This is a genomic window from Streptomyces sp. NPDC085524 (genome assembly GCF_044541755.1).
Classification (GTDB): Bacteria; Actinomycetota; Actinomycetes; order Streptomycetales; family Streptomycetaceae; genus Streptomyces.
This window is the reverse complement of record NZ_JBITTH010000015.1, coordinates 44,058-70,252: the sequence shown is the minus strand read 5'-3', so window position 1 is coordinate 70,252 and position 26,195 is coordinate 44,058. Positions and strand designations below refer to the sequence as shown.

The window sequence follows — 26,195 nt, the reverse complement described above, 5'->3', positions numbered from 1 at the left end:
GCGGGTGATGGTGTCATACACGTACCTTTGGGCCGTGACCTTTTTCCATTACCTCCGCGAGGGCGCCCACGTGGGCCTGCGCCCCTACCGGGCGGCCGACGGGCCCGAGTTCACCGCGCGGGCGCACGAGAGCCGCGAGCTGCACCGCCCGTGGCTGTTCCCGCCCGCCACGATCGAGGAGTACGAGCCCTACGCGGCGCGGCTGACCGAGGGCGGGAGCTGCACCGGGTTCCTCGTGTGCGAGCGGGAGACGGGCGCCATCGCGGGCTTCGTCAACGTCAACAACATCGTCCGCGGGGCCTTCCAGTGCGGGGCCCTCGGCTACGGGGCCTTCGCGCACGCCGCCGGACGCGGGCTCATGCGGGAGGCCCTCGGCCTGGTCCTCGTGCACGCGTTCGCCCCGGAGACCGCGAACGGCCTCGGGCTGCACCGCCTGGAGGCCAACGTCCAGCCCGGCAACGCCGCCTCGATCGCCCTGGTCCGGGGCGCGGGCTTCCGGTTGGAGGGGCTCTCCCCGGACTTCCTGTACGTGGACGGAGCCTGGCGGGACCACGAACGCTGGGCCATCACCGCGGAGGCCTTTGCGTAATCCTGACCGGTGGTGATCCGCGGAACCCCTGTGCACCGGCCGCCGCGGCGTGTTCCATTTCCCCATGGCCACCACCGTCCGACGCGCCGTACTGACCCTTCCCGCCGCCCCGTTGGGCCCGGACAACCCACTGCCCGCGCTGCGCACCGCCGACGAGGTGCACGCGCTGGAGGACCGCTCCCGCCAGGGGATGCCCCGCGACATGGCGCGCCAGCTCGGGTACGAGCCGCTGCGCTCACTGCTGCCCGCCCGGATCCGGGACGGATACGGGCGGGACCGCACCGAGACGGAGTTCGAGTCGGTCGTCATCGAGAACGAGCACCTGCGGGTGACCGTGCTCCCGGGGCTCGGCGGCCGGATCCACTCGCTCGTCCACCTGCCGACCGGGCGTGAACTGCTCTACCGCAACCCGGTGTTCCAGCCCGCGAACTTCGCCCTGAACGGCGCCTGGTTCTCCGGCGGCATCGAGTGGAACATCGGGGCCACCGGCCACACCACCCTGTCCTGCGAACCGCTGCACGCCGCGCTCGTGCCCGCCCCGGACGGGGGCGTGATGGTCAGGCTCTGGGAGTGGGAGCGGCTGCGCGACCTGCCCTTCCAGGTGGACCTGTGGCTGCCCGGGGAATCGGAGTTCCTGTACGTGGGCGTCCGCGTGCGCAACCCGCACGAGCGGCCCGCGCCGGTGTACTGGTGGTCCAACACCGCCGTCCCCGAGGACGGGGGCACCCGGGTCCTCGCCCCCGCGGACGAGGCCTGGCACTTCGGCTACGAGCGCGCGCTGCGGCGGATCCCCGTGCCGCAGTGGGAGGGCGCGGACCGCACGTACCCGCTGCGCAGCGAGTACCCGGCCGACTTCTTCTACGAGGTCGAGGAAGGGGCCCGGCCCTGGATCGCCTCGCTCGACGCGGACGGGCACGGGCTGGCCCAGACCTCCACCGCCCGGCTGCGCGGGCGCAAGCTGTTCGTGTGGGGCGCGGGCGGGGGCGGCCGGCGCTGGCAGGAGTGGCTGACCGAGCCGGGCACCGGCGGGTACGCGGAGATCCAGGCGGGGCTGGCCCGGACCCAGCTGGAGCACGTACGGCTTGAGGGTGGCGCGGAGTTCAGCTGGCTCGAGGCGTACGGCCCGCTGTCGGCGGACCCGGCGGCCGTGCACGGCGCGGACTGGGCGGCGGCGCGGGGCGCGGCCGAGCAGGCGCTGTCCCGGGCGCTGCCGGGCGAGCGGGTGGAGGCGGCGTACAAGGCGTGGCGGGAATGCGCGGACACCGAACCGGGCGAGCGGCTGGCGGCCGGCTCGGGCTGGGGCGCGCTGGAAGTGATGTGCGGGGGCTTCGAACTGCCGGGCACCCCCTTCGAGGAGGCCGGGCTCGGCGAGGAACAGGCCCCGTGGGCGGAGCTGTGGCGCACGGGCGTCTTCCCCGCCCCGCGGCGGGTGGCGCCGCCGGGTCCGAGCCTGGTGGGCACGCACTGGCGGGACATGCTGGAGACCGCCCCGGCGGATCCCCTGACCGAGTACCACCTCGGCGTGGCGCAGTGGCACGCCGGGGACGTGGCGCAGGCGGTACGGAGCTGGGAGCGCGGGCTGGCGCTGGCGCCGTCGAGGTGGCCGCTGCTGCGGTGCCTGGCGGCGGCCGACGCCTTGACCGGCGCGACGGAACGGGCCGCGGACGGCTACGCGGCGGCCTTCGAGGACCTGGTGGCGGAGAGCCGGGGCGGCGAGGCGTGGAGGGCCGCGGAGTCCGCGCTGGGGCGGGAGGCGATGGCGGCGCTGCTCGCGGCCGGCCGGCTCGCGGGGGCGCGGTCGGTCTGGGACCGGCTCCGGCCGGCCCTGCGCGAACAGGGCCGCTTCCGGCTCCTCGCTGCGCGGCTGCTGGCGGCGGAGGGGCACGTCGCCGCGGCGCGGCGGGTGTTCGACGACGGGTTCGCGGTCGCGGACCTGCGGGAGGGCGAGGAGACCCTGGCGGAGGTCTGGTCGGCGATCACCGATTGCGCGCTCCCGCCCCGCTACGACTTCCGCATGCGGCCGTAGCCCGCCGGGGGCCGGGGCCGGGCGCGGCGCCGTTGTCAGGAGCTCCGCCCCCGAACTCCGCGCCCCGAACTCCCCGGCCGCCGCTGGGAGGTGCCCCTGGCGGTGCTGGAAGTGCCGCTGCGCGGCACCCGGGGCTCCGCCGGCGTCCGAGGCGCGGGATCCGCTACTTCTTGATCTCGTTGATGCAGAGCACGAACTGCTTGCCCGACCTGCGCCGGGAACCGCTGGTCTGCTCGTAGTAGCCGGTGTCCGACTTGCCCTCGCACTTGCCGCTGTCCAGCGTGTCGGGGATCACCTCGACCACCTTGTACGTGGCCTTGGCGTCACCGCACTTCACCACCTGCAGGTCGGGGCTGACCTGGGTGCCGTTGTTCTTGAGGCAGTCCCCGGCCTTCGCGTGGTCGGCGTCGTCCTGGCTCAGGAAGTAGCCGACCGCGACGACGATCACGGCGATCACGATGCCGACGATCTTCAGCTTCTTCAGGATGCCCATGCCCCCGCTCCGGGCCGGCGGCGCCGGCGGGGCGGACCACTGCTGCGGGGTGCCGCCGTACGGAGGCTGCCCCTGCTGGGGGAATCCCGGCCCGGGCTGGGGCGGGTATCCCTGCGGCGGCTGCTGCGCGTACGGGCCGGGCTGGCCGGGGTAGGGGCCGGGGCCCTGCTGCGGCGGGTAGGTCATGTGGGAGTCCCCCAGGGGCGTGCTCACGAATTCTTGACGTGGGCACGCTATATCAATCGATCAGCACCCCTCGCACCGTGTCCGCCGGGGCGGGGTCAGGCCCGGCACAGGATCTCGCCGTTCGGGACCATGAACCAGGCGTCGGGGTCCGCGCCCCACTCGTGCCACGCGGAGGCGATGGCCTCCAGGTCGGCGGTGGTGGCCTGGCCGCCCCCGGTGGCGATCGCCGCGTACGAGGAGGCCGTCGTGCGGTCCGCCCACAGGGACGACCACCATGCCGTCTCCGCCGGGGTGGCGTAGACCCAGTTCGTCGCGCCGGCGGCCACCTCCGTGAAGCCCGCCGCCCGCGCCCACGCCCGCAGCCTGCGCCCGGCGTCCGGTTCGCCGCCGTTGGCCCGGGCCACCCGCTGGTACAGGCCCTGCCACGCGTCCAGGCCCGGCGCCTCGGGATACCAGGTCATCGCCGCGTAGTCGGCGTCCCGCGCCGCCACGATCCCGCCCGGCCGGCACACGCGGCGCATCTCGCGCAGCGCCTGCACCGGGTCGCCCACGTGCTGCAGGACCTGGTGGGCGTGGACCACGTCGAAGGAGTCGTCCGGGAACTCCAGCGCGTGCACGTCCGCCGTCCCGAACCGCACGCCCGTCACCCCGCGTTCCGCCGCGTACGCGCGGGCCTGTCCGACGACGTCCTCGGCCGCGTCGACCGCCGTCACGCTGCCGCCGGGGGCGACCAGTTCCGCCAGGTCCGCCGTGATCGTGCCCGGACCGCAGCCCACGTCCAGTACGGACATGCCCGGCCGCAGCTCGCCGATCAGGTACGCCGCCGAGTTCTCCGCGGTGCGCCAGCGGTGCGAGCGCAGGACCGACTCGTGGTGGCCGTGGGTGTAGACGGCCGTCTCGTGGGCGTTCATCGCGTACTCCTCGTCGTCGAAGCGCTGCTGTGTCCCCACCGTAAAGGATCATGTCGTCATATGAGATCTGTGTTTTGACATGTGGACACGAGCCTTGTCGCGCAAGGGGAGCGGCTCGGCCGGTGGCAGGGAAATGGAGGTGCGAGGAGAGTGGGCCGCATACGGGAATCACGGGAGACCCCGCAGCGGAAGGCGGTGAGGGGCATGCCGGAGACGCTGCTCCAGTTCCACGCCCAGGCGCTCCGGCTGTTCGGCGAGCGGCTGCGCGCGGTCGAGGACGGCCAGTGGGACGCGCCGACCCCGTGCACCGAGTGGGACGTGCGGGCGCTGGCCAACCACGTCGTGGGGGAGCAGCTCTGGATCCCGCCGCTGGTCACCGAGGGTCGCACCGTCGAAGAGCTCGGCGACGCCTTCTCCGGGGACGTGCTCGGCGAGGACCCGCTCGCGGCCTGGGAGGCGGCCTCCGCCGCCGCGCACGCCGCCTTCGCCGCACCGGGCGCGCTGGAGCGGACGGTGCGCCTCTCGTACGGGCCCGCCCTCGCCATGGCGTACTGCTCCGAGCTGACCGCCGACTGCGTCGTGCACACCTGGGACCTCTCCCGGGGCATCGGCGCCGACGAACGGCTCCCGGACAACCTCGTCGAGTTCTCCATCAAGGAGGTCATGCCGTACGCGGACGGGCTCGCGGCCAGCGGCATGTACGCCGAGCCGCTGGAGGTTCCGGCCGGGGCGAACGCGCAGACCAGGCTGCTCGCGCTGCTCGGGCGGAAGGGCTGACCCCGGGCGGGGGACGGCTATAACGGGCATGTTCCCCTGAATAATCGTATAAAGGGCAGCGTCGGGTGAGACGGGCGGCTCCAGCGCGGAAGGCGGGAAGCGGTGGCGGGGATGCAGCGCACGGCGGCGGAGGGCCGTGGCCCTGTCCGGTACGGCCCGCCCGCACCCCAGCCCGGCCTCCCCGTGCTGCCCGAGCTCCTCGCCGTGCTCGCCTCCGCCGCCGGACGCTCCGCCCCCGAAGCCCCCGGCGGCGGGCAGGCCTTGCGCGAGGCCGCCTGCCTGCACTGGGGGCGCCGCGGGCTCGCCACCGCCCCGGAGGACGTGGCCGCCGGCCCCGGCGCCCCGGCCCTGCTGCTCGCCCTGCTCGGAGCCTTCGGCGGCGACGTGATGCTGCCGAGGCCCTGTCCCGCCTGGTGGACCCCGCAGGTCCGGTTGCTGGGACGGCGGGCCTACCACGTGCCGACCCCGGCCGAGTGCGGCGGCGTACCCGACCCGTACGCCCTGCTGGAGACCGTACGGCGGGTGCGCGCGGAGGGCGGCGACCCCCGGGTGCTGCTGCTCTCCGTCGCCGACGACCCGACCGCCACCGTCCCGCCGCCCGAGATGCTGCGCGAGGCCTGCGAGGCCGCCGAAGCCGCCGGACTGTTCGTCGTCAGCGACGAGAGCTGGCGCGACACCGTGCACCGGCCCGGCGACACGCTGGTGCTGAGCCCCGCCGAGATGCTCCCCGAACAGGCGGCCGTCCTCCTCGACCTGTCCGGTGCGCTGCTCCCCGCCGGCTGGCCCGCGGCCGTGCTCCGCTTCCCCGACACCGGGCGCGGCACCTGGCTGCGCGCCCGCACCCTCGACGTGCTCACCGCCACCGGTGCGCTCGTCGCCGGCCCCGTCGCCGGAGCGGCCGCGCACGCCCTCGGCGAACCCGACGCCGTCGCCGCACGGGCCCGCAATGCGGCCGCCCTGCACGGGGTCGTGGCCGCCGCCGCGCACCGCACGCTGCTCGGGGCCGGGGCGCTGGCCCGGCCGCCGGAGGCGGGCCGCCACCTCTACGCCGACCTCTCGCCCCTGCGGGCCGGACTCGCCCGCCACGGGGTCGGCGACGCGATGGAACTCGAGGACTGGCTCGGAGCCCGGCTGGGCGCGCCCACACCGGGCGGACAGCGGTTCGCGGACGAACTCGGCGCGCTGCGCGTGCGGTTGTCGACGGGGCCGCTGCTCGGAGCCACCCCCGAGGAACGGCTGGCCGCCCTCACCGCCCGGGATCCGCTGGCGCTCCCGCACGTACGGCGCTCCCTGGACCTCCTCGGATCGGTCCTGACGGGGCTGGCCTGACCCCCTCCCCAGCCCGCCCGACCGACGCGAACCGGTGAACGGAGACTTCTCGATGAGGGACCGGACGGACGCCCCCGCCCCCGCCGCAGCCCCCGGGCCGGTACGTCCCGCCGCGCAGCCCCCCACGCCCCGCCCGGCACCGCCCGCCCGGCCCCTCGGGGAGCACCGGCGCTGGCCAGCCTCCTTCGCGGACCGCCTGACCACCCCGCTCCCGGGCATGCGCGCCTTCGCCCGGCTCGCCCGCGAGGGCGCCTTCCGGCCCGGGCCCGAAGGGCTGCGCGGCATCCCCGACCTGCCCTTCGCGCCGGCCCCGCTGCCCGCCGTGCACCCCGGCACGGTCTGCGTCACCTGGGCCGGGCACGCCAGCTGGGTGCTGCGGACCGGCGGACTGACCGTGCTGACCGACCCCGTCTGGTCGCGGCGCATCCTCGGCACCCCGTCCCGGATGACCCCCGTCGGGGTGCGCTGGGAGGACCTGCCGCCCGTCGACGCCGTGGTGATCAGCCACAACCACTACGACCACCTCGACGCCCCCACCGTCAAGCGGCTGCCCCGGCACACCGCCTTCTTCGTCCCGGCCGGCCTCGCCCGCTGGTTCCGCCGCCGCGGGTTCACCCGGGTCACCGAACTCGACTGGTGGGAGTCGGCCGAACTGGGCGGCGTGCGCTTCGAGTTCGTCCCGGCCCACCACTGGTCGAAGCGGTCCCTGATCGACACCTGCCGTTCCCTGTGGGGCGGCTGGATCCTCACCGACACCCAGAGCCCCGCCCCGGCCAAGCTCTACTTCGCGGGCGACACCGGCTACGGGCACTGGTTCGCGGAGATCGGCCGCCGCCACCCCGGCATCGACCTCGCCCTGCTGCCGATCGGGGCCTACGCCCCGCGCTGGTGGCTCAGCGACGTCCACGCCGACCCGGAGGAGGCCGTCCAGGCCTGCCTCGACCTCGGAGCCCGCCGGATGGCCCCCATGCACTGGGGCACCTTCGTCCTCTCCGCCGAACCGGTCATGGAGCCCGTGCACCGCGCCCGGACCGCCTGGGCCCGCGCCGGCCTGGCCCGCGAGCACCTCTGGGACCTCCCGATCGGGGCCTCCCGCACCCTCGGGGGCGGGGCCGGGGAGCTACCCGCTCCCTGAGATCCCGACCGCCCCGGCGAAGAGCCGGTCCGCCAGGTTCGCGTACGCCTCCGCCGTACGGGGCCGCAGCCGGCCCAGGTTCCGCTCGGCGATGCCCGACAGGTGCAGGTCGAAGGGTACGAAGACCAGCGGCCCGGCCGTCGGCAGGTGCGCGCGGACGCCCTGCGCGGACAGCACGGCACCCGATCCGCCGAGCGCGGTGGCCACGATCACCGCCCGGTCGGCGAGCGACTCCCAGCCGGTCCGGCGCAGCTCGGCCAGCTGCCGCTCGACCGCCTCCGTCGCGTGGAGCGCGTTCGTGCAGCACAGGACGAGGCGGTCGGTCTGCTCCAGCACGGCCTCCGCCCGCGCACCGATCCGGCCCTCGGCCCAGTCCGTCAGCACCACCGGGTAGTGGCGCGAGGCCATCGACAGGACCCGGCGGTACTCGTCGAAGTGGCTGGGGCTCGGAGCCTTGAACGCGGCCGAGTGGGCCACCACCTCCAGCCCGTCCCGGGTGCGGGTGGTGAGCCGCCGGATCTCCTCGTACGAGGCGTCCGGCGCGAGTGACGCCAGGTCGCCGAGGGTCGCCGGACTGCGCTGCGTCAGGTGGGCGTGCAGGTCCCCGGCCGTCGGCGCCCCGTCCAGGACCAGCACCGGCTCGCCGCGCACCACGGAGAGCAGGGTGCCCAGCGTCATGGCGGTCGTGGCCCGGCCCGAACCGGGCGAGACGCCCGCCACCGTGACCCGCAGGCTCTGCCCGAGCGGCCGCCGCAGCCCCGCCAGCAGCCGGTGGAACTCGGCCCGCTCGACGCTGCGCGTGGCGGACCAGACCGGGCGGCGCCCGATCCTCAACTCGCTGAGCGCCGGGGGCGCCCCCCGCGGACGGGCCTCCAGGCGCGGCCGTTCGGAGGGCGGGCCGGAGGCTCCGGAGGGGCGCACCCCGGGCTGCGGACCGCCGCGGGCGAGGGCGACGTACCCGGCCAGCAGCTCGGCGACCTCGGGTGCGGACGGGCGCTCCGCCGGGTCCGGCGACAGGCACCGCGTGACCATGGTGCGCAGCGCCTGCCAGGAGTCGCCCTGCCACAGCTCCATCCGCTCGGACAGGGTGCGGGCGCCGCTGTACGACTTGCTGCTGATCTGCCGCAGCAGTTCGCCGAGGGCCTGGACCGAGTCCGCCGGCTCCGGCACCGGCCCGGTCCCGGCGTACTCCCCGTCCAGCGCGCAGTCCGCCAGCCCGGTCAGCAGCACCGACCGCTGCAGGACCACCACGGAGTCCGCGGTCAGCGCGGCCGGCACCACGCCGTTGGTGTGGCAGATGCTCAGGGCGGACGCCAGGTGCCAGCCGAGGGTGAGGCTGGTGAGGATGTCGAAGGGGGCCCTGCCCGAACCGGCGCTCACCTCCAGCAGATCCGAGAGCACGGGAAGGGCGTCGCCCCCCGGCCCGGGCGTGGTGACCATCTGCATCGCGATCCACGGAGGGACGTCCCGCAGCCTCGTCGCCAGCAGCGTGGGAGCGTACCGGCCGTTCATCCGCCGCAGGGCCTCGGCCTCGACACCGAGCAACTGCGTGACGTACGAGGGCATTTCCGGACGCATCATCCGGATCGCCACCTCGGTGCCCCGGGTGTCGTGGCCCCGGTAGACGATGCTGCGCTCGCCGAGCCGCCGCCCGCTCAGCCGGTACGGGCCCAGCTGCTGCGGGTCCTGCGGGGTCAGCGGATCCCAGTGCTGCGCCGACCGCGGCCGCGACTCCGACGGCCGCGAGGGCGCCGGCAGGGACTCCATGCTGACGCCGAACCGGGCCAGCAGCCGCCGCTCGACCGCCGTGAAGGACCGGAAGGCGCTCGGTACGGTGTCCGCGCCGTCCGGATGCGCCAGCCAGGCGGGGAAGTCGGGCGAGCGGCCCGCCAGCTGCTCGATCCGCCGGCCGATCCGGCGGCCGGTCGCGAGCAGCTCGGCGCTGGGGACCGCGTCGAGCAGGGCCCGCTCGGCCTCGGGCGTGAACTGGAAGACCCGGTGCCGGGGCGGCAGCGGCCACGCGGCGGAGACCGGCGCGGGGACAGGCCGGATCAGCCCGCCGAGGAAGACCTCCGCCAGATGGGCGGTCCGCGCCGGCCAGGGCACGGCGTTCTGCACGAGGCGCATCACCGGCACCGACACCGGGCTGACCGCCGCCAGATGGGCCGCGAGCCGGTACGCCTCCGGGGAGGCCGCGTCCCGGAAGTGCTGGATGCCCCGGGCCTCCCGGGGCGGGGCGATCAGGGCCCGGCGCCGGGGCGGCGACAGCAGCGGCAGCCCGACGGTGGCGCCGGGGGAGGTCAGCAGCCGCGCCCAGTCGCGCAGGGCCTCCGCCGTGGGCTCCAGCACGGGGACGGGCACCCCGGAGAACCCGGCCAGCTCGGCGGGCAGCACCGGATCGGTGACCTGCCAGTGCGTGTTGGGGGCACCCGGGCGCCGGGTGGTGACCTGCCAGTGGTCCGCCTGGATCCCGGAACCGTCCCAGAGCGCCGGCGGCAGGGTGTGCAGGACCGCGACCGGCCCGCACTTGGCCCACCTGCGCAGCACGCCGTGCATCCGGCCCTGCCGCCAGGCCGCGCCCATGCCGTCGCTCACCACCAGCACCAGCGTCTGGCCGGAGGGGTCGGCCAGCAGCGAGGGCGGCAGCGGCGCCCCGCCCGCGCCGAAGGGCCGGCCGCGCAGGACCGGCCCGGAGGAGGAGGCGGTGTCCAGGCCGTGCACCCGCAGCGAACGGAAGGCCCCGAGCCGCTGCAGGGTGGCCTGGAGTTCGATGGCGAGGCGCTGCCACAGCAGCATGGAGACCCCGTCCTCGACGACGAGCGCGAGGTTCAGCCAGCGCTCGCGCACCGGCTGCATCACCACGTCCGGCAGCCAGGTCTCGGCCAGGGCCGCGGCCGTGGCCGCCTCGTCCAGCTCGAACCGCCACCGGCTCGGCCGCTTGAGCCTCAGGGGCCGCAGCGAACGCCCCACCAGCAGCTCCTGTACGAGGGCCTTCTCCTCCGGGACCCGGACCGGCATCCCCGGCTCCGGTTCGTCGGCGCGGGCGGACTCGGGCCGCTCCGCCGGCTCCCGGGAGGCGGGCGCGGGCGGCACCGGGGCCGCGTGCAGTTCGGGCAGGGCCAGATCCGGCAGGTCCTCGTCCGGCAGCGGCAGTTCGGCCCGCTCGGTGGCCTCCGGCGGTTCCGCAGGGGGCTCGCCGTCCTGCGCGGGCGCGGACCGGGGCGGGCGCCGGGCCGCTTCGAGCGGCAGCCGCGCGGGGTCGAGGGACAGACAGCGGGCCAGCCACAGGACGTCCAGGACGGTCTGCGGGCCGAGGTCCTGCCCGGCCGCGCCCAGGACGCGCAGCACGTCGTCCAGCCGGTCGAGCCGCTCGGACCGCTCCAGCCGGTCCGGCCCCTCGGGCGGCCCCGGCTGCTCCGGCCGTTCCGGCGTCCCCGGCTGCTCAGGCCGCTCCGCCCGGCCGGGCCGGTCCTCCTCGTGCGTCCCGTCCCCGCCCGTCACGGTCAGCCGGCCCCGGTCAGCTGGTGGAGCACTGCGTCCAGCAGTCCGTCGGCGTCCAGATCCACCCCGCCGGCCCGCAGGAACACGGCGTTCAGCAGCTGGTCGGTGGCCAGCTCCCCGGGGGCCCGGCGGCGCAGGAACGCCGACAGGAGGTCGTCGATCTCCAGCAGGGCGTCCGGTCCCAGATGGGCGTCGACGATCGCCCGGAGGCGGTTCTCGTCCGGCACGGGCAGGTCCAGGCGGATGCAGCGCCGCAGGAAGGCCGGCGGGAAGTCCCGCTCGCCGTTGCTGGTGATGACCACGACGGGGAACTCCGTGCAGTGGACCAGGCCGCGCTCGACCGTGGCCGTGCCCCGGTGGTCGGCGGTGAGCACCTCGACCCGGTCCATCCCGTCGGGCAGCCGGCTCAGCTCCGGGATCTCGAAGATCCCCTCCTCGAACACGGTGAGTAGGTCGTTGGGCAGGTCCACGTCGCCCTTGTCCATCTCGTCCACGAGCAGGGTCCGCGGCCGGTCACCCGGCACCAGCGCGGTGCCCAGCGGCCCGAGCCGGACGAAGCTGCCGACGGACGGCTCGCCCTCCCCCCGGTCCCGGCGCAGCGTCGTCTCCCGCAGCCGGCCGATCGCGTCGTACTGGTACAGCGCGTCCTGCACGCTGGAGCGGCTGTTCACCGGCCAGCGCAGCAGCTTGCCCAGGCTCAGCTCGTGCGTCACCGCACGGGCCAGCGAGGACTTGCCCGTCCCCGCCGGTCCGGTCACCAGCAGCGGCCTGCGCAGGTGCAGGGCCGCGTTGACGACGTCCGCGTGCTCGGGCGCGATCAGGTACGGCAGCGGACGCGACGGGGCTCCGGCGGTCTTGAAGCGCCGCCACGGCGGCGCGGGCGGCATGACGGCCCGGTGCGGAACGCCGTCGCCGCGGAAGATCCGCCAACTCGTCGGTGCGTGCGGCTCCGTGGTCATGCGCCCTCCTGCGGCTCGGAAAGGTACAGCTGGGGTGCGGTCCGGTCGGCGTCCGCCCAGGCGAGGACCGGACGGCCGGGGTAGTCCCGGGGGCGGTGGACCGTCTTGGCTCGGTACGAGCGCACGCCCTCGGGCAGCTCACGGGTGGTGACGGCGCTCATCTGCGTGACGGCGCCCGACTCGCTCTCCTCGGCCCGGTCCCACACCACCACCGGCACCCCCACCGCCAGGCACACCTGGACGATCTCGTCCCGCAGGCCCGCCGGCACGTCCACGGCGACCCGGACCGCGTCCGAGCGGTCCATCAGCGTGCCGTAGATCTCCCGGGGGCCCACCCCGGCGTCCGTGATGAGCAGGGACGTACCCGTGTCGAGCTGGCGCCAGCGCCGGCGCCAGTCGGGGAGGAAACGCTCGTTGCGGCGCAGGAGTTCCGGACAGTTGACGACCAGCTGGTACTCCGCGCCGAGCACCGCCGGGACCAGCCCGTCCGGCCCGTACGTCTCCCACTCGTCGATCGGCAGGTTGAGCCCGGCCCGGTCGACCAGGGCCTCCACCAGCGGCCGGTGCTCACCCTGGTCCGCCCTGCACAGAGCCTCCAGGGTCCGCAGCAGCTCGCGCGCCGCCGCGGCCCCGCTGTAGACCGCGTTCCCGTCCGTGGACACCTGACGGGGCCCGGAGCCCTCGTCGCACCACAGCCGCAGCCGGTACCGGTCCGCCCCGGCGAGGGTGCTCACCTGCACCAGCACCCGCATCGGAGTGCTGCGCTCCTCCTGGGCGCGGGCCCAGTCCTCGGCGTCGGAGCGGCGTTCGGCGAGCGCCGAGTGGGGGATGCCGAGCCGGTCGGCCACCGCGTCCGCCCACAGCCGCAGATTGGCCCGCGTGGCCCGGGGGCAGAGCACCGCGGCGTACTCCGTCACCCGCAGCAGGGCGGGCACGCGCGTCCCGGCCGCATCCGTGCGGCTGTCGCCCGAGAGCCGCTCCAGGTGGGACAGCAGCTCGCCGACCGTCCGCCAGCCGGGGAACGCGGCGGCCAGTGGCAGGGCCTCCCGCACCGCCCGCGGCAGCCGCGCCACGACCGGCTCGGGCAGCCCGTCCAGCAGCGCCCGCAGCCGGCGGTGCTCCCGCGGCGAGAGCAGCACCGGGACGGGGGAGAGCCGGCCGACCGACAGAAGCCGCAGCGTCATCTCCGGCTCCTTGTGGCGCAGCACCTCGCTGAGCGCGGGGAGCGCACGCGGCTCGGTGACGAGCAGCTCGGCGAACTCCTCGTAGCCGGGCGCCGATCCATCGCGCGGGTAGGCGTACCCGCAGCGCTCCGCGACCGAGCTCGCGGTGTCGGCCAGGCCGCCCAGGCCGGGCAGCGCCGCCTCCAGCGCCTCCGTCAGCAGGGGCAGGGCCGGGTCCTCCGGGTCGGCCGCCGGGCGCTCGAACAGCTCGTGGGCGCCCGCCGCAAGCAGCTCCTCCCGTACGCGCTGCCACGGGATGCACCAGCTGCGCCGGTTGATGTGCTGGCTGCTGTGGGCCCGGGGCGCCCCCGTGGCGGGATCGGCGGGCGGCATGATGTGGGCGGCGACGACGCCCACGACGGCGCCCTCCTCGGCCGACCACAGCGGACCCCCGCTGTACGCGGGACCGACGGCCATGCCGGTCGGGTCGCCGTCCACGTAGCCGATGACCCCGTCGAAGGAGGTCACCGTCACGTCCGCGAACGAACTGCTCAGCCCGGAACCGTGCCAGGCCCGCAGTTTGCGGCCGAGGGCCATCGGCGCCCACTGCGGGGGCGGGGCGGCCCGGTCCGCCTGGCGCTCGACGACGAGCACCGCGAGATCGCCGAGCCACTCGTGGTCCTGCCGGTCCCGCACCTGCGGCTGGCCGTCCCGGCGCCGCGGCGGCACCCAGTACGCCACGCGGGCCGCGTACCGGTAGCTCCCGACCGGCGTGTGCAGGGTCACCGGGACGAGCGCCTCGCCGGGAGTCCGGCTGTCGAACAGGTGCCGGCCCAGGGCGTCGTTGACCACGTGGGCGCAGGTGAGGACGTGGGACGAGGTGAGCGGAACCCCGGCCCCGGCGGTGGTGGAGCCGTCCGCCCGCAGCACGGACGCCACCGTGTAGCGCGGGTCCGCCGGCGCGGCCCCGCTCTCACGGCGGAACCATCCCATCGGTCAGCTCGTGCGAGGGGCGGGCTGCACGGGCTGCACGGGCTGTTCGGGCGGTGGCGACTGTGCGGGCGGTGCCGGCTGCCAGGTCGCGGACACGGTCAGATGGGCCTGGCCGTTGCCCCCGACGATGCCCAGCTTGAGGTCGTGCCCCACCTGCACCCCGAAGGTCACGTTCACCTCGTGCGGCGGGCTCGGGGAGGCCGTGACGGCGTCGTGGACCTCCTGGAGCAGGACCCCCATCGGCCGCAGCGCGGTGCGGAGCGTCTCGACGGCGAAAGCGGCCACCGCCTGGCCGCCGCCGCGTGCCACGGGCACGCTGTGCCCCATTCCGTCGGGCAGGTCCCCGGCGGCTTCCGGGGCCTCCGGGGCCGGGCCGGAGGGCGAGGTGACCTCGAAGCGGACGGGAGTGCCGTCGCCGAGCTGTAACTCGGTGAAGGTTGCCATGGCCTCATTGTGCCGAACATCGGTCACCGTGTGGCCGGTTCGCGCAGAAGAGGTCAGCGGAGCGGCCGGCCGCGCACCCGCCGCCACAGCGCCGGACCCGTGCTGATCAGCAGGGTCAGCGCGACCGCCAGGGCCACGCCCTTCCAGGGTTCGGCGAACAAGGAGCCGCCCAGGATGCCGATCAGCCCGTACGTGGCCGCCCAGGCCAGGCAGGCCGGGGCGTCGCCGCGGGCGAAGCGGTGCAGCGGGAGCCCGGACATCAGACAGGCCAGCATCACCGGGATGCGCCCCGCCGGGACCAGCCGGGACAGCACCAGGACCAGCACCCCGTGCTCGTCGAGCCGCATCTGCGCCTGGTCCAGCCGCTCCGGCGCGGCACGCCCGCGCAGCCGCTCCAGCCACCGGGACCCGCCCCGCGAACGCACCCCGCGGTACCCGAGCCAGTACAGCACGACGTCCCCGGTGAAGGCCGCCAGCGCCGCCACCCCGAACACCAGCAGCACCCCGAAGGGCAGCGACTCCTGGTGGAACGCCACCACCGCGGCCGAACTCACCAGCGCCCCGGTCGGGATCACCGGCACCAGCGCGCCCAGCGCCACCAGTACGAACAGCGCCGGGTACCCCACCACCTGCTGGGTGCTCTCCTGCGGGACCTGCCCGGCCGCCGCCGCGAGCTCGCACCACGTCACGGCAGCCGCACCCGTTCCCCGTGGCCGGGCAGCGGCACCGTCACCTCCGGCGCGAGCCGACCCGCCAGGCGCACGAACTCCTGGCCCGGCGCGTGGAACTCGTGCGGCCGCACCGCATCCATCCCGATCGGCCAGTACGTCCCGTAGTGCACCGGCACCGCCGCCGCGGGGGCCAGCTCCGCCAGCGCCCGCGCCGCCCGCCCCGCGTTCAAGTGCCCCGGACCGAGGTACGGCCCCCAGCCGCCCACCGGCAGCAGGGCCACGTCCACCGGCCCGACCTCCTCGGCCATCGTGTCGAACAGCCCGGTGTCCCCGGCGAAGTACGTCCGCACCGCGCCCTGGACCACGTACCCGAGCGCCGGCGCGAGGTGCGGCCCGAACGGCAGCCGCCGCCCGTCGTGCCGTGCGCTCACGGCCCGCACCCGCACCCCGTCCCGTACGTCGACCACCTCGCCCGGCGCCACCTCCGTGACCCGCAGCCCGCGCCGCCCGGCCGTGCGCGCCAGCCCCGGCACCGCCCGGCGCGCCCCGCGCGGCACGACGAGCCGGGTCCCGGGCCCGAGCCGGGACAGCGAGGGCAGGTGCAGGTGGTCGGAGTGCAGGTGCGACACGAGCACCACGTCGGCCACCGCCGCCTCGGGCGGGGGCACCGCCCCGCCCCGCCGCCGCAGATGGGCGAGCCGCCGGGCGAACAGCGGATCCGTCAGGACCCGGACCCCGGAATCCTCGACCGTGCACGTGGCATGCCCCCACCAGGTGATCTCCACAGGCACCCGGCCCTCCCTCCTCGCCCGTCCTCCGAGCCTAGTGCTGTGACCGCAAAGGTTCACCGTGCCGCGACGCTCCGCACCAGAGCGTGCCCCGTGCATCCGCCCGGAACCGGAACTCCCCGCCCCCTCCTCCCCGGACGCGGATCGGAGTAGGGTCGGGCGGCATGGATGAGCTGCGCGTGGCCGCTATCGCCAGCCTGGCCCCGCTCGAAGAACTGGACGCCGACCCCTTCGCCGTGGACACCCGCAGCCAGCAGGCCATGTGCGCCCGCTGGGCCGCGGACCACGGCTACGTCGTGACGAGGCAGCTGCTCGTCTACGGGCTGCGCGCCGACCACTGCGGGCTCTGGTCCGACGTCGACGCCGGCCAGGTCGACCTGTTCGTCGCCGCCAACCACCGGGTGCTGGCCCGCGCCCTGTGCTCCGTCGAGGAGTTCACCGCCGAGTGCGCACGCCGCGGCGTACGCCTGGAGACCGCCGGCCACGACGAGCCGCAGTACACCTCCGCGATGAAGGCCGAGGTGCACCGCCGGCTGTCCATGCCGACCGCCGGCTACGACGGCATCTGACCCCGCCGCAGCGCCCGCGGCCCCGTCCTGCCCGGCCGGGCGAGCCCGCTTGTGCGAGCCTGGAAGGCGGGACGGGGCGCAGGAGGTTGCGGCGTGGTGCGAGGACGATGGCGGGCCGCGGGCGGCGCCCTGGTACGGGTGGTCATCGTATGGGCGGTGTCCACCCTCACCATGCTCGCCCTGGCCGGGCTCCTGCCGGACTTCAGGCTCCAGTCCGGCGACGGCGACAGCATCACCCAGATCGCCCTGACCGCCGCCTGGGGAGCGGGCGCCTTCGGGCTGCTGAGCGCACTGGTCTGGCCCGTGCTCGTACGGGCCCTGCTGATCCTGCCCGCCCTCGTCCTCGGCCTTCTCGTCTTCTCCCTCAACGGCTCGCTGCTCCTCATGGCGCTCCGCCTGATCCCGTCCGGGCGCGGCCAGGTGGAACCCGACACCGCGGTGGTCGTGGCCGCGGTGATGTCCGCGGTGGCCTCGGCCACCTCCACCACACTCGCGATGCGCGACGACGAGGCGTACCGCAGGCGGCTCTACCGGCTCGCCGACCGGCGCCACCGCAGGCTCCGCGGGGCGGGCCCGCCCGGAGCGGAGGGGGCCGGGCCCGGGCTGCTCTTCCTCCAGCTCGACGGCCTCGGGCACCAGGCGCTGCGCACCGCGGCCGACGGCGGGCTGATGCCCACGGTCGCGGGGTGGCTGGCGAGCGGCCACCGCCTCGCCTCCTGGCGTACGGACTGGTCGAGCCAGACCGGCGCCAGCCAGCTCGGCATCCTGCACGGCTCCAACTTCGACGTGCCCGCCTTCCGCTGGTACGAGAAGGACACCGGCGAGGTGGTCGTCTGCAACCGGCCCAGCAGCGCCGCCGAACTCCAGCGGCGCGCGATCGGGCGCACCGGCGACGCCGGCCTGCTCACGCGCGGCGGGGCGAGCCGGGGCAACCTGTTCAGCGGCGGCGCCGACCAGCTCGCGCTCGTCCTGTCCGTCTCCGCCCGGCGGGGCCGGGCGAACCGCTCCCGCGCGGGCTACTTCGCGTACTTCTCCGACCCGGCCAACGCCGTCCGCACCGCGGTGTCCTTCGTCGCCGAGGTGGTCCGCGAGGTGGGCCAGTCGGCCCGGGCCCGGATGCGCCGGGAGACCCCGAGGGTGTCGCGCGGCGGGCTGTACCCGCTGATCCGGGCCTTCGCGACCGTGGTCGAACGGGACGTGGTCGTGGCCGCGGTGATCGGCGACATGCTGGCCGGCCGCGCCGCCGTCTACGCGGACCTGGTCGCCTACGACGAGGTCGCCCACCACTCCGGCCCGCACGGCCGGGACACCGACCGGGTCCTGGAGCGCCTGGACCGGAGCCTCGCGCTGATCGCCCGGGTCGCCGAGCACGCCCCGCGGGAGTACCGGATCGTTCTCCTCTCCGACCACGGACAGAGCCCGGGGGAGACCTTCCTGGGCCGCTACGGGCTCACCCTCGAGGACCTGGTCCGGGCCGGCTGCGGGCTGCCCGTCTCCCGCCGGGCCGGCCGCACCCGCAGCGGGGCCGAGGCCCGCGCCGCCGTCCGCACCGCGCTGCACCGGCCGGTGGAGGAGGGCGAGGAGGCCCGCCCGGAACCCGGACCCGACCCGGTGGTGCTCGCGTCCGGGAACCTCGGGCTGATCTCCTTCCCCGACCTCCCGGGCCGCGCCACGCGGCAGCACCTCGAGCGGGCCCACCCGGCCCTGCTGGCCACCCTGGCGAACCACCCCGGAGTGGGCTTCCTGCTGGTGGACGGGGTCGTGCTGGGCTCCGGCGGAGCGGTGGCCCGGCTGGACGTCCCCGGCGAGGCGGAGGAACTGCTGGCCCCCTTCGGCCCGGGCGCCGCCGAGGCCGTCCGGCGGACCGACGCCTTCCCGCACGCGGCCGACATCATGGTGAACTCGGCGTACGACCCGGCCACGGGCGCGGTGCACGCCTTCGAGGAGCAGATCGGCTCCCACGGCGGCCTGGGCGGGGAGCAGGGGCACCCGTTCCTGATGTGGCCGGGGGAGCTGGCCGAACCGCCGGCCGGCCTGGTCGGCGCGGAGGCGGTCCACGGGGTCCTACGCGGCTGGCTCCGCGACGCGGAACGGGACGGCCCCCAGGTCCCCCTGGGCCCGCACTCCGCCGCGGAGCCGCAGGAGAGCCCGGGGCGGGCGCCTGACCTGCGGGGTAGTTTGGAATGAGGGGCCGGCCAGGGGGGATCCGAGGGGTCGCCATGTCAGCGATCAGCAACACCATCGACATTTCCCGCAGCCCGGACGAGGTCTTCGCCTACGTCACGGACCCCACGCACCTGCCGGAGTGGCAGGACAGCGCCGTATCCGCCGTCCCGATGGGCGATCTGCCCGTCCACGTCGGTTCGCAGGTCGTCGTCACCCGCAAGGTCGGCAGGCGCCGGATCCCCACGAAGATGGAGTTCACCGAGCTCGACCGGCCGCGCAGCTGGCACCTCCACGGCATCGAGGGGCCGGTGCGGCCGGAGGTCCAGGGAACCATCGAACCCCTCGACGGCGGGGCGAGGTCCCGGGTCACCCTGTCCGTCGACTTCGAAGGGCACGGCCTGGGCCGGGCCCTCGTCCCCCTCGCGGTCAAGCCGATGGTCCGCAGGGAGATGCCCCGCAGCGAGGAGAAGCTGAAGCACCTGCTGGAGCACACGGCCGTCTGAGCCGGAACCCGGCCGGCGGACGGGCCGGAGCCCGGGCCCGCGGGCGGGCCGGTGGGCGGGTCGGTGGGCGGGCCGGAGCCCGGGCCCGCGGGCGGGCCGAAAACCGGATGCTCCCGGGCACGTGGTGCGACCAGACTGGGCGCACCACGTACCCCAGCCCTGAGGACACCGCTTTCGTGCAGGCCGCCGTCGCCGTCACCCCCGCCCAGCTCCCCGAACTGCTCCTCGGCCTCGCGACCGTGCGGCCCGTCTTCATCTGGGGCGCACCCGGAATCGGAAAGTCCTCGCTGGTACGGAAGTTCGCCGACTCCCTCGGCCTGGAATGCGTGAGCCTCCTCGGCACGCAGCTGGCCCCGGAGGACCTGGTCGGCGTACCGCAGATCCGTGACGGCCGGTCCGTCTTCTGCCCGCCCGAGGTCATCGCGCGCGACGAGCCGTACTGCCTCTTCCTCGACGAGCTCAACGCCGCGAGCCCCGATGTGCAGAAGGCCTTCTACTCGCTGATCCTGGACCGCCGGATCGGCTCCTACGAGCTCCCCGAGGGTTCCGTCGTGATCGGTGCCGGCAACCGGGCGACCGACAACGCGCTGGCCCGGCCCATCGCCTCGGCCCTCGTGAACCGCCTGACCCACGTGCACCTGACGGCCTCCGCGCAGGACTGGCTGGTCTGGGCGGGCGAGAGCGGCATCCACCCCTGGATCACCGACTACCTCACCGACCGCCCCGACCACCTCTGGTCCCAGCCGCCGAAGACGGAGGAGCCGTTCTCCACCCCGCGCTCCTGGCACATGCTCTCCGACGCCCTCCATTCCTTCGGGTCCGGCCTCGACGAGCAGACCCTGAAGGTGATCGCGCACGGCACCCTCACCCCGGCGCACGCCGTCTCCTTCTGCGGCTACGCGAAGATCGTCCGCCATGCCTACGGCATCGAGGCGATCATGAAGGGGGACGCGAACTGGCCGCGCGGCCTGGAGGACCGGGACCTGCTGTACTACCTGGCCGACGCCTTCCGAGGCCGCCTGGTCAAGGACCTGCCCGCGGACAAGACCCACGTCTCGCCCGGCATGCGCGAGACCGCCTACCGGGCCAAGTCGCTGCTCGTGCAGCTCGCCGAGATCTCGGTCGAGGTCGCCCAGACCGTCATCGCCGACGACGCCGACGGCCTGCCGGTCCTGCCCGGCTGGTTCCTGATCGAGGCCGCCCGCGACATGCCCCGCCTGGTCGAGGCCCGCCGATGAGCGGGGTGCCCTCCCGGGCGGGCAACGGACCCGCGCCGCACGGACCCGCGCCGCACCGCCCCGCGCCGCACCGCCCCGCGCCGCACGGGGTCGCCGTATGAGCCGTGGTGCGCGGGGCAAGAAGGACAAGCCCGATCCGGCCGCCCAGGCCTTCGCCGAGGGCCTGGCCCTGGTCAAGCGGAACCCGGCGCTCGGCGCCGTCAACGGCAAGATTTGCCGCGAGACCCGGTGCGCCGCCACCCCCGCCGGGGGCCTGGTCGCCGTCACGTCCAACGGCACCCTCCACGTCCACCCCACCAAGCGGGCCGAGCCGAGGGAGTGGGCCTGGGCCCTCGCGCACGCCCTGCTCCACCTCGGCTTCGGGCACGTCCCGGCGGCCAAGGAGGACGACCGCGAGCAGCCCGACCGCTTCGACCTCGCCGCCCGCTGCGCCGTCGTCAACCGGTTCCTGCTGACGTTCCCGGTCGGCCGGGCCCCCGACCACCTCCCGGCCGAGTGCCCCGGCGGGGACGAGGAACTGATCGCCGCCCGCTGGCGCCGCGACGGCATCCCGCCCGCCTACGAGAACTGCGGCACCGCCGGGGACCACCCCGACCAGGTCCTGGTCGGCTGGCCGACCCCGGCCATCGCGGTCCCCGACTGGGAGACCGCCTTCGCGCACGCACTCACCCGGGCCGTCTCCGCCACCATGGCCGTGGCCGGCGGCCACGAGGGCCGCGTCCTGCGCCCCTGGGACCACGCGCTGAACTGGTTCGTCTCCTCCTACCCCCTCCTCGGCGGCCTGGCGTCCGGCCTGACCGTCGTCGCCGACGCCGAGCTGGCCCGCGCCCAGGGCATCGCGATCGCCGCCGTCAGCTCCACCGCCGGAGAGATCTACATCAACCCGCTGCGCAGCTTCGACGACGAGGAGTGGCGGTTCATCCTGGCCCACGAGATGCTGCACGCCGCCCTGCGCCACGGCGAGCGCCGCGGCGCCCGGGACCCGTACCTGCACAACGTGGCCGCGGACTACGTCGTCAACGGCTGGCTGGTGGAGATGCGGATCGGCAGCATGCCGGAGGGCCTGCTGTACGACCCGCTGCTGAAGGGGCTCTCGGTCGAGGAGGTCTACGACCGGATCGCCGGCGACCTGCGCCGCATGCGGCGGCTCGCGACCCTGCGCGGCAAGGGCTGCGGGGACATCCTGGGCGAGCCGCTCCCGCACGGCGCCCGCCGCCCGTACGCGGACCTCGACGAGTTCTACCGGCGCGGCCTGGTCCAGGGCTTCGACCTGCACGTGCACGGGGAGCGCGGGCTGCTGCCCGCCGGGCTGGTCCAGGAGATCCGGGCGCTGGCCCACCCGCCCGTGCCGTGGGACGCGAAGCTCGCCCGCTGGTTCGACGAGTTCGTGCCGCGGCCCGAGCCCGTGCGGTCGTACGCGCGCCCGGCCCGCCGCCAGGCCTCCACCCCGGACATTGCGCGCGCGGGCCGCTGGTTCGCGCCCGAGGAGGTGGCCCGCTGCACCTTCGGCGTGGTGCTGGACAGCTCGGGCTCGATGAGCGCCGCCCTGCTCGGCAAGGCGCTGGGCGCCATCGCCTCGTACGCGGAGGCCCGGGACGTCCCGGCCGCCCGGGTCGTCTTCTGCGACGCGGCGCCGTACGACGCGGGCTATCTCCCGCCGATGGAGATCGCCGGGCGTGTGAAGGTCCACGGCCGCGGCGGCACCGAGCTGCAACCGGGCGTGGACCTGCTGCTCCGGGCGGAGGACTTCCCGCCCGGGGCCCCGGTCCTGGTGATCACGGACGGCTGGTGCGACACCCTGCGGATCCGGCGCGAGCACGCGTTCCTGATCCCGCAGGGCGCCACCCTGCCGTTCACGCCGAAGGGGCCGGTCTTCCGCCTGACCTGAGCGCGGCCCGGGCCTCCCGGGAACGGCGACGCCCCCGCACCGCCGGACGGCGGTGCGGGGGCGTCGTGTGCCGGGGGCCAGCTCAGTCCAGGTAGTCGCGCAGCACCTGCGAACGCGACGGGTGGCGCAGCTTCGACATGGTCTTGGACTCGATCTGGCGGATGCGCTCACGGGTCACCCCGTACACGCGGCCGATCTCGTCCAGCGTCTTCGGCTGGCCGTCGTTGAGGCCGTAACGCATGGATACCACGCCCGCCTCGCGCTCCGAGAGCGTGCCCAGGATCGACTGGAGCTGCTCCTGGAGGAAGGTGAAGGAGACCGCGTCGGCCGGCACGACCGCCTCGGAGTCCTCGATGAGGTCACCGAACTCGCTGTCGCCCTCCTCACCCAGCGGGGTGTGCAGGGAGATCGGCTCACGGCCGTACTTCTGGACCTCGATGACCTTCTCGGGGGTCATGTCGAGTTCCTTGCCCAGCTCCTCCGGGGTGGGCTCGCGGCCCAGGTCCTGGAGCATCTGGCGCTGCACGCGGGCGAGCTTGTTGATGATCTCGACCATGTGCACGGGGATGCGGATGGTGCGCGACTGGTCGGCCATGGCGCGCGTGATCGCCTGGCGGATCCACCAGGTCGCGTACGTGGAGAACTTGAAGCCCTTGGTGTAGTCGAACTTCTCCACGGCGCGGATCAGGCCGACGTTGCCCTCCTGGATCAGGTCCAGGAAGAGCATGCCGCGGCCGGTGTAGCGCTTGGCCAGGGAGACCACGAGGCGGAGGTTGGCCTCCAGCAGGTGGTTCTTGGCCCGGCGGCCGTCCTCGACCAGGATCTCCAGCTCGCGCTTGAAGGCGGGCTTGTGGTCCTCCTCCTCTTCGAGCTTGTACTCGGAGAACAGGCCCGCCTCGATGCGCTTGGCGAGCTCGACCTCCTGCTCGGCGTTGAGGAGCGGCACCTTGCCGATGAGCTTGAGGTAGTCCTTGACGGGGTCGGCGGTGGCGCCGGCGACCATGACCGTCTGCGCCGGGGCGTCGTCCTCGTCGTCGTCGGACAGGACGAAGCCCTGCCCGCCGGCCTTGGGGGCCTCTTCCTCGGGCTCGTCGACCAGGTCCTCGGCTGCCCAGTCCTCGCCCTCGACGACCGGGTTCTCGCCCTCGTCGGCGTCCTTGGCACCGGTCTTCTTGGCAGCCGCGGTCTTCTTGACTGCGGTCTTCTTCGCGGCGGTCTTCTTGACCGTGCGCTTCTTCGGCTCGGCGGCGACCGTGTCGGCCGTCACCTCGTCGGCGGCTGCAGCGGCCGGCGAAGCGGATATCGCCGAGGCCGTGGCCGGGGTGCTGGTGGCGGCCGTCTTGCGCGCGCCGATGGGGCGCGGCGGGGCGACGGCCTTCTTGGTCACGGTCCGGGCAGGGGCGGCGGCTGCCTTGCGGGGCTTCTTGGCGGCGGCCTTCGTGGCGGGGGCGGCGCTGACGTGGAGGGCGACGCCCTCCTCGTCCAGGACCTGGTTCAGGCTGCGCAGGACCCGCTTCCACTGGTCCACCGGGATGCGGCCGGCCTCGAAGGCCTGGCGCACGTCGTCACCGTTGATGTGACCCTGCTCGCGGCCGCGCTCGACGAGCGCGACGAGGGCCTCCGATTCGGCGATCTCCGGAGGGAACGTACGGGACGGGCTGAGCGACACAAGGAGCCTCTCGTTGCGAGCAGATAAGGGATCGGCGGGACATCATCGCGCGAACTTGGGAAACAGGCCCGAGGAGGTCTGTATTCCGGGCCGCGCGAGGACACCTGTCGGTTCATCGCACGCTCGAGTCGATTCGTTACGCGCTGAATTGAGTGACCTGCGCCACGCTGTGGACGGGCAACCTGTCGGGCGCGATTCCGTCCGCCTCCAACGTTAGTCCGTTTTGCGGGCTTCGATGAGGAAACGGGCGGTGTGTGCGACGAACGGGCCGTCACGTTCGATCTGTTCGTGCAGCTCGCGCAACCGGTCCCGGTACTGCCCGACCGTGAAGCCGGGCACCATCCAGATCACCTTCCGGAGGAAGTAGATCACGGCTCCGATGTCGTGGAACTCCGTGCGGAGCCGTTCGGAGCGGAGGTCGAGGACTTCGAGGCCGGCCTTTGTGGCGTCACTCACGGCATCGTCGGGGTGCCGCGCGCCCCGGACGTCCTCCGGCTGGGGGCCGAGGAAGTACTCGACGAGCTCGAAGACGCTCGCCGGCCCGACCTGCTGGGACAGGTAGGTCCCGCCGGGGGTCAGCACCCGGGCGATCTCGTTCCACCAGATGGTCACCGGATGCCGGCTGGCGACGAGCTCGAAGGCCTCGTCGCCGAAGGGCAGCGGCGGCTCGTCCGTGTCCGCCACCACGACCGCGCCGAGCGGGTGCAGCAGCCGGGTCGCCCTGTCGATGTTGGGCGGCCAGGACTCGGTGGCCGCGGTCAGCGGAGGCAGCGGGGCGGCCCCGGCGAGGACCTCGCCCCCGCCCGTCTGGATGTCCAGGGCGGACCGGACGCGGGCCAGGCGCTCCCGCAGTAGCCCCTGGTAGCCCCAGGAGGGACGCTGTTCGGTCGCCCGGCCGTCGAGCCAGGAGAAGTCCCAGCCGTCCACGGAGACCGACTCGGCTTCCGCGACAAGATGGTCGAAAGTGCGCGTCATGCCTTGATCCTCGCAGGCCGGGCGCCGGTGGACCACCGGATATGTCGACTACAGTGGATGCGGGCCGTGACTGGCGTTCGGGTGGATCACCACCGGGGAGCGGCCCGGCGTACTCGGGTACGCCGTCTGCCGCGCGCCTGGGCGAACCGCGATCCGCAGCGACGTTCAGGAGACCCCGTGACGACTGCCCAGACTGCCACTGCCACTGCCCAGCTGATGGACGGCACGGCCCTCGCCCGCCGCATCTCGGAGCAGACGGCCGCCTACGCGGCGAAGATCACCGAGCGCACCGGTACCGCGCCGTGCCTCGCGACCGTGCTGGTCGGCGAGGACCCCGCCTCCGTGACCTACGTCCGCATGAAGCAGAACCGCTGCGCCAAGGCCGGGATCACCTCCCGCCACGTGGAGCTGCCGGCCGGGACCACCACCGAGGAGCTGGTGGCCGCCATCACCGCGCTCTCCGAGGACCCGGAGATCAGCGGCATCCTGCTCCAGCACCCCGTCCCGCACCACATCGACGAGCGCGCCGCCTTCGAGGCCATCGCCCCCGGCAAGGACGTCGACGGGGTCACCATGCACTCCTTCGCCGCCATGGGCTTCGGGCTGCCGGGCTTCGTCTCCTGCACCCCCGGCGGCATCATGCGGCTGCTCGCCGCCTATGACGTGGACCTGACCGGCAAGCACGCCGTGGTCGTCGGCCGCAGCGCGATCCTGGGCAAGCCGGCCGGAATGCTGCTGCTGGAGCAGAACGCCACCGTCACCTACTGTCACTCCCGCACCCAGGACCTGTCCTCCATCGTGCGCCAGGCGGACGTGCTCGTCGCCGCGGTCGGCAAGGCCGAGTTCATCCGGGGCGAGGACATCAAGCCGGGCGCGGTCGTCCTGGACGCCGGGTACAACGAGGGCAACGTCGGCGACGTCCACTTCGAGTCGGCCGCAGCCCGCGCCTCGCTGATCACCCCGGTCCCGGGCGGTGTCGGCCCGATGACCATCGCGGTCCTGCTGGAGCAGACCGTCCAGGCCGCCGCGGCGCAGGCCGGGCTGGACCTCGCGGAGCTCTGAGCCCCGCCGGGCGGGACGCCGTACGCGTACGGCGAACGCCCCGGGCCTTCGGGCCCGGGGCGTCGTGCTTTCCCGGGGCGCGGGGCGCAGGGCGCAGGGGGGCGAAGGGCGCAGCGGGCGGGGCCGGAAGGCCGATCCGCGGCCGTTCAGCCCGTTCTGC

At 74.8% G+C, this 26,195-nt stretch carries 21 protein-coding genes and 1 riboswitch; of the genes, 11 read left to right on the top strand and 10 right to left on the bottom strand.

Translation table 11 applies throughout. The features are described 5' to 3' along the window. Positions 1-7 precede the first annotated feature (7 nt). On the top strand, positions 8-589 hold the full coding sequence (locus ACIGFK_RS23340; RefSeq protein ID WP_376657391.1) for a GNAT family N-acetyltransferase: 582 nt from the start codon (positions 8-10) through the stop codon (positions 587-589). A 64-nt stretch (positions 590-653) separates the two neighbouring features. Continuing rightward, positions 654-2,615, top strand: coding sequence for a DUF5107 domain-containing protein (locus tag ACIGFK_RS23335; RefSeq protein ID WP_400053410.1), 1,962 nt, complete (start codon positions 654-656; stop codon positions 2,613-2,615). Positions 2,616-2,778: 163 nt separating this feature from the next. Here the strand turns inward: ACIGFK_RS23335 and ACIGFK_RS23330 are convergent, their stop codons facing one another. After that, positions 2,779-3,321: a hypothetical protein gene (locus tag ACIGFK_RS23330; protein ID WP_376657389.1), complete on the bottom strand. Its 543-nt coding sequence runs from the start codon at positions 3,319-3,321 to the stop codon at positions 2,779-2,781. Positions 3,322-3,389: 68 nt separating this feature from the next. Next, entirely contained in the window at positions 3,390-4,205 is an 816-nt protein-coding gene (locus ACIGFK_RS23325; RefSeq protein WP_376657410.1) for a class I SAM-dependent methyltransferase, read from the bottom strand. Positions 4,206-4,409: 204 nt separating this feature from the next. On the opposite strand from ACIGFK_RS23325, the gene ACIGFK_RS23320 reads away from it, so the two are divergent. From ACIGFK_RS23320 to ACIGFK_RS23310, 3 genes are all read left to right on the top strand, one after another. Continuing rightward, entirely contained in the window at positions 4,410-4,982 is a 573-nt protein-coding gene (locus tag ACIGFK_RS23320) for a TIGR03086 family metal-binding protein (RefSeq protein WP_376657388.1), read from the top strand. Positions 4,983-5,093: 111 nt separating this feature from the next. Then, a complete protein-coding gene (locus ACIGFK_RS23315; protein WP_376657409.1) occupies positions 5,094-6,311 on the top strand; it encodes an aminotransferase class I/II-fold pyridoxal phosphate-dependent enzyme in 1,218 nt (405 codons plus the stop codon). Positions 6,312-6,363: 52 nt separating this feature from the next. Then, positions 6,364-7,446 (top strand): MBL fold metallo-hydrolase, encoded by a 1,083-nt coding sequence (locus tag ACIGFK_RS23310; protein ID WP_376657387.1) that lies wholly within the window; start codon positions 6,364-6,366, stop codon positions 7,444-7,446. On the opposite strand, the gene ACIGFK_RS23305 is transcribed toward ACIGFK_RS23310, so the two are convergent. From ACIGFK_RS23305 to ACIGFK_RS23280, 6 genes are read right to left on the bottom strand one after another with little or no spacing between them, the layout of a single operon-like run. Further along, complete coding sequence (locus tag ACIGFK_RS23305; protein ID WP_400053407.1) at positions 7,432-10,947, bottom strand: SAV_2336 N-terminal domain-related protein; 3,516 nt, start codon at positions 10,945-10,947, stop codon at positions 7,432-7,434. The two genes, ACIGFK_RS23310 and ACIGFK_RS23305, sit on opposite strands and share 15 nt — an antisense overlap. A gap of 2 nt (positions 10,948-10,949) precedes the next feature. Next, a complete protein-coding gene (locus tag ACIGFK_RS23300; protein WP_376657385.1) occupies positions 10,950-11,906 on the bottom strand; it encodes an AAA family ATPase in 957 nt (318 codons plus the stop codon). After that, complete coding sequence (locus tag ACIGFK_RS23295) at positions 11,903-14,062, bottom strand: trypsin-like peptidase domain-containing protein (RefSeq protein WP_376657384.1); 2,160 nt, start codon at positions 14,060-14,062, stop codon at positions 11,903-11,905. Before ACIGFK_RS23295 ends, ACIGFK_RS23300 begins: the two co-directional genes overlap by 4 nt. A gap of 3 nt (positions 14,063-14,065) precedes the next feature. Continuing rightward, positions 14,066-14,506, bottom strand: coding sequence for a CU044_2847 family protein (locus ACIGFK_RS23290; RefSeq protein WP_400053404.1), 441 nt, complete (start codon positions 14,504-14,506; stop codon positions 14,066-14,068). Between the two features lie 53 nt (positions 14,507-14,559). Then, a complete protein-coding gene (locus ACIGFK_RS23285) occupies positions 14,560-15,195 on the bottom strand; it encodes a DedA family protein (RefSeq protein ID WP_376657382.1) in 636 nt (211 codons plus the stop codon). Continuing rightward, positions 15,192-15,968 carry an MBL fold metallo-hydrolase gene (locus tag ACIGFK_RS23280; protein ID WP_376657381.1) on the bottom strand — a complete coding sequence of 259 codons (777 nt, stop codon included), beginning with the start codon at positions 15,966-15,968 and terminating at the stop codon, positions 15,192-15,194. Before ACIGFK_RS23280 ends, ACIGFK_RS23285 begins: the two co-directional genes overlap by 4 nt. A gap of 161 nt (positions 15,969-16,129) precedes the next feature. Between ACIGFK_RS23280 and ACIGFK_RS23275 the strand changes: the two genes are divergently transcribed. The 5 genes from ACIGFK_RS23275 (at position 16,130) to ACIGFK_RS23255 (ending at position 22,329) form a co-directional block, all read left to right on the top strand. After that, complete coding sequence (locus ACIGFK_RS23275) at positions 16,130-16,534, top strand: hypothetical protein (protein ID WP_376657380.1); 405 nt, start codon at positions 16,130-16,132, stop codon at positions 16,532-16,534. Positions 16,535-16,627: 93 nt separating this feature from the next. After that, a complete protein-coding gene (locus tag ACIGFK_RS23270; protein WP_376657379.1) occupies positions 16,628-18,721 on the top strand; it encodes a phage holin family protein in 2,094 nt (697 codons plus the stop codon). A 32-nt stretch (positions 18,722-18,753) separates the two neighbouring features. Then, positions 18,754-19,203 (top strand): SRPBCC family protein, encoded by a 450-nt coding sequence (locus ACIGFK_RS23265; RefSeq protein ID WP_376657378.1) that lies wholly within the window; start codon positions 18,754-18,756, stop codon positions 19,201-19,203. A gap of 176 nt (positions 19,204-19,379) precedes the next feature. Beyond that, positions 19,380-20,441 carry an ATP-binding protein gene (locus tag ACIGFK_RS23260; protein WP_376657377.1) on the top strand — a complete coding sequence of 354 codons (1,062 nt, stop codon included), beginning with the start codon at positions 19,380-19,382 and terminating at the stop codon, positions 20,439-20,441. Positions 20,442-20,538: 97 nt separating this feature from the next. Next, positions 20,539-22,329, top strand: coding sequence for a hypothetical protein (locus ACIGFK_RS23255; RefSeq protein WP_400053399.1), 1,791 nt, complete (start codon positions 20,539-20,541; stop codon positions 22,327-22,329). 82 nt (positions 22,330-22,411) lie between these two features. Here the strand turns inward: ACIGFK_RS23255 and ACIGFK_RS23250 are convergent, their stop codons facing one another. Beyond that, positions 22,412-23,998, bottom strand: a complete 1,587-nt coding sequence (locus ACIGFK_RS23250; protein ID WP_386464238.1) for an RNA polymerase sigma factor — start codon at positions 23,996-23,998, stop codon at positions 22,412-22,414. 213 nt (positions 23,999-24,211) lie between these two features. Next, the gene (locus ACIGFK_RS23245; RefSeq protein WP_400053397.1) at positions 24,212-24,973 is read right to left on the bottom strand and encodes a methyltransferase domain-containing protein; all 762 of its coding nucleotides are present in this window, start codon (positions 24,971-24,973) and stop codon (positions 24,212-24,214) included. A 56-nt stretch (positions 24,974-25,029) separates the two neighbouring features. Continuing rightward, a riboswitch (ZMP/ZTP riboswitch) is annotated at positions 25,030-25,123 on the top strand. A gap of 66 nt (positions 25,124-25,189) precedes the next feature. On the opposite strand from ACIGFK_RS23245, the gene ACIGFK_RS23240 reads away from it, so the two are divergent. Then, a complete protein-coding gene (locus ACIGFK_RS23240; RefSeq protein WP_386464328.1) occupies positions 25,190-26,035 on the top strand; it encodes a bifunctional 5,10-methylenetetrahydrofolate dehydrogenase/5,10-methenyltetrahydrofolate cyclohydrolase in 846 nt (281 codons plus the stop codon). The last annotated feature ends 160 nt before the right edge of the window (positions 26,036-26,195 follow it).

Bases quoted from the DNA above. Each gene is read 5' to 3' on its own strand.
- ACIGFK_RS23340 (WP_376657391.1), top strand. From the start codon at position 8: ATGGTGTCATACACGTACCTTTGGGCCGTGACCTTTTTCCATTACCTC.
- ACIGFK_RS23335 (WP_400053410.1), top strand. From the start codon at position 654: ATGGCCACCACCGTCCGACGCGCCGTACTGACCCTTCCCGCCGCCCCG.
- ACIGFK_RS23325 (WP_376657410.1), bottom strand. From the start codon at position 4,205: ATGAACGCCCACGAGACGGCCGTCTACACCCACGGCCACCACGAGTCG.
- ACIGFK_RS23320 (WP_376657388.1), top strand. From the start codon at position 4,410: ATGCCGGAGACGCTGCTCCAGTTCCACGCCCAGGCGCTCCGGCTGTTC.
- ACIGFK_RS23315 (WP_376657409.1), top strand. From the start codon at position 5,094: ATGCAGCGCACGGCGGCGGAGGGCCGTGGCCCTGTCCGGTACGGCCCG.
- ACIGFK_RS23310 (WP_376657387.1), top strand. From the start codon at position 6,364: ATGAGGGACCGGACGGACGCCCCCGCCCCCGCCGCAGCCCCCGGGCCG.
- ACIGFK_RS23300 (WP_376657385.1), bottom strand. From the start codon at position 11,906: ATGACCACGGAGCCGCACGCACCGACGAGTTGGCGGATCTTCCGCGGC.
- ACIGFK_RS23295 (WP_376657384.1), bottom strand. From the start codon at position 14,062: ATGGGATGGTTCCGCCGTGAGAGCGGGGCCGCGCCGGCGGACCCGCGC.
- ACIGFK_RS23290 (WP_400053404.1), bottom strand. From the start codon at position 14,506: ATGGCAACCTTCACCGAGTTACAGCTCGGCGACGGCACTCCCGTCCGC.
- ACIGFK_RS23275 (WP_376657380.1), top strand. From the start codon at position 16,130: ATGGATGAGCTGCGCGTGGCCGCTATCGCCAGCCTGGCCCCGCTCGAA.
- ACIGFK_RS23265 (WP_376657378.1), top strand. From the start codon at position 18,754: ATGTCAGCGATCAGCAACACCATCGACATTTCCCGCAGCCCGGACGAG.
- ACIGFK_RS23255 (WP_400053399.1), top strand. From the start codon at position 20,539: ATGAGCCGTGGTGCGCGGGGCAAGAAGGACAAGCCCGATCCGGCCGCC.
- ACIGFK_RS23245 (WP_400053397.1), bottom strand. From the start codon at position 24,973: ATGACGCGCACTTTCGACCATCTTGTCGCGGAAGCCGAGTCGGTCTCC.
- ACIGFK_RS23240 (WP_386464328.1), top strand. From the start codon at position 25,190: ATGGACGGCACGGCCCTCGCCCGCCGCATCTCGGAGCAGACGGCCGCC.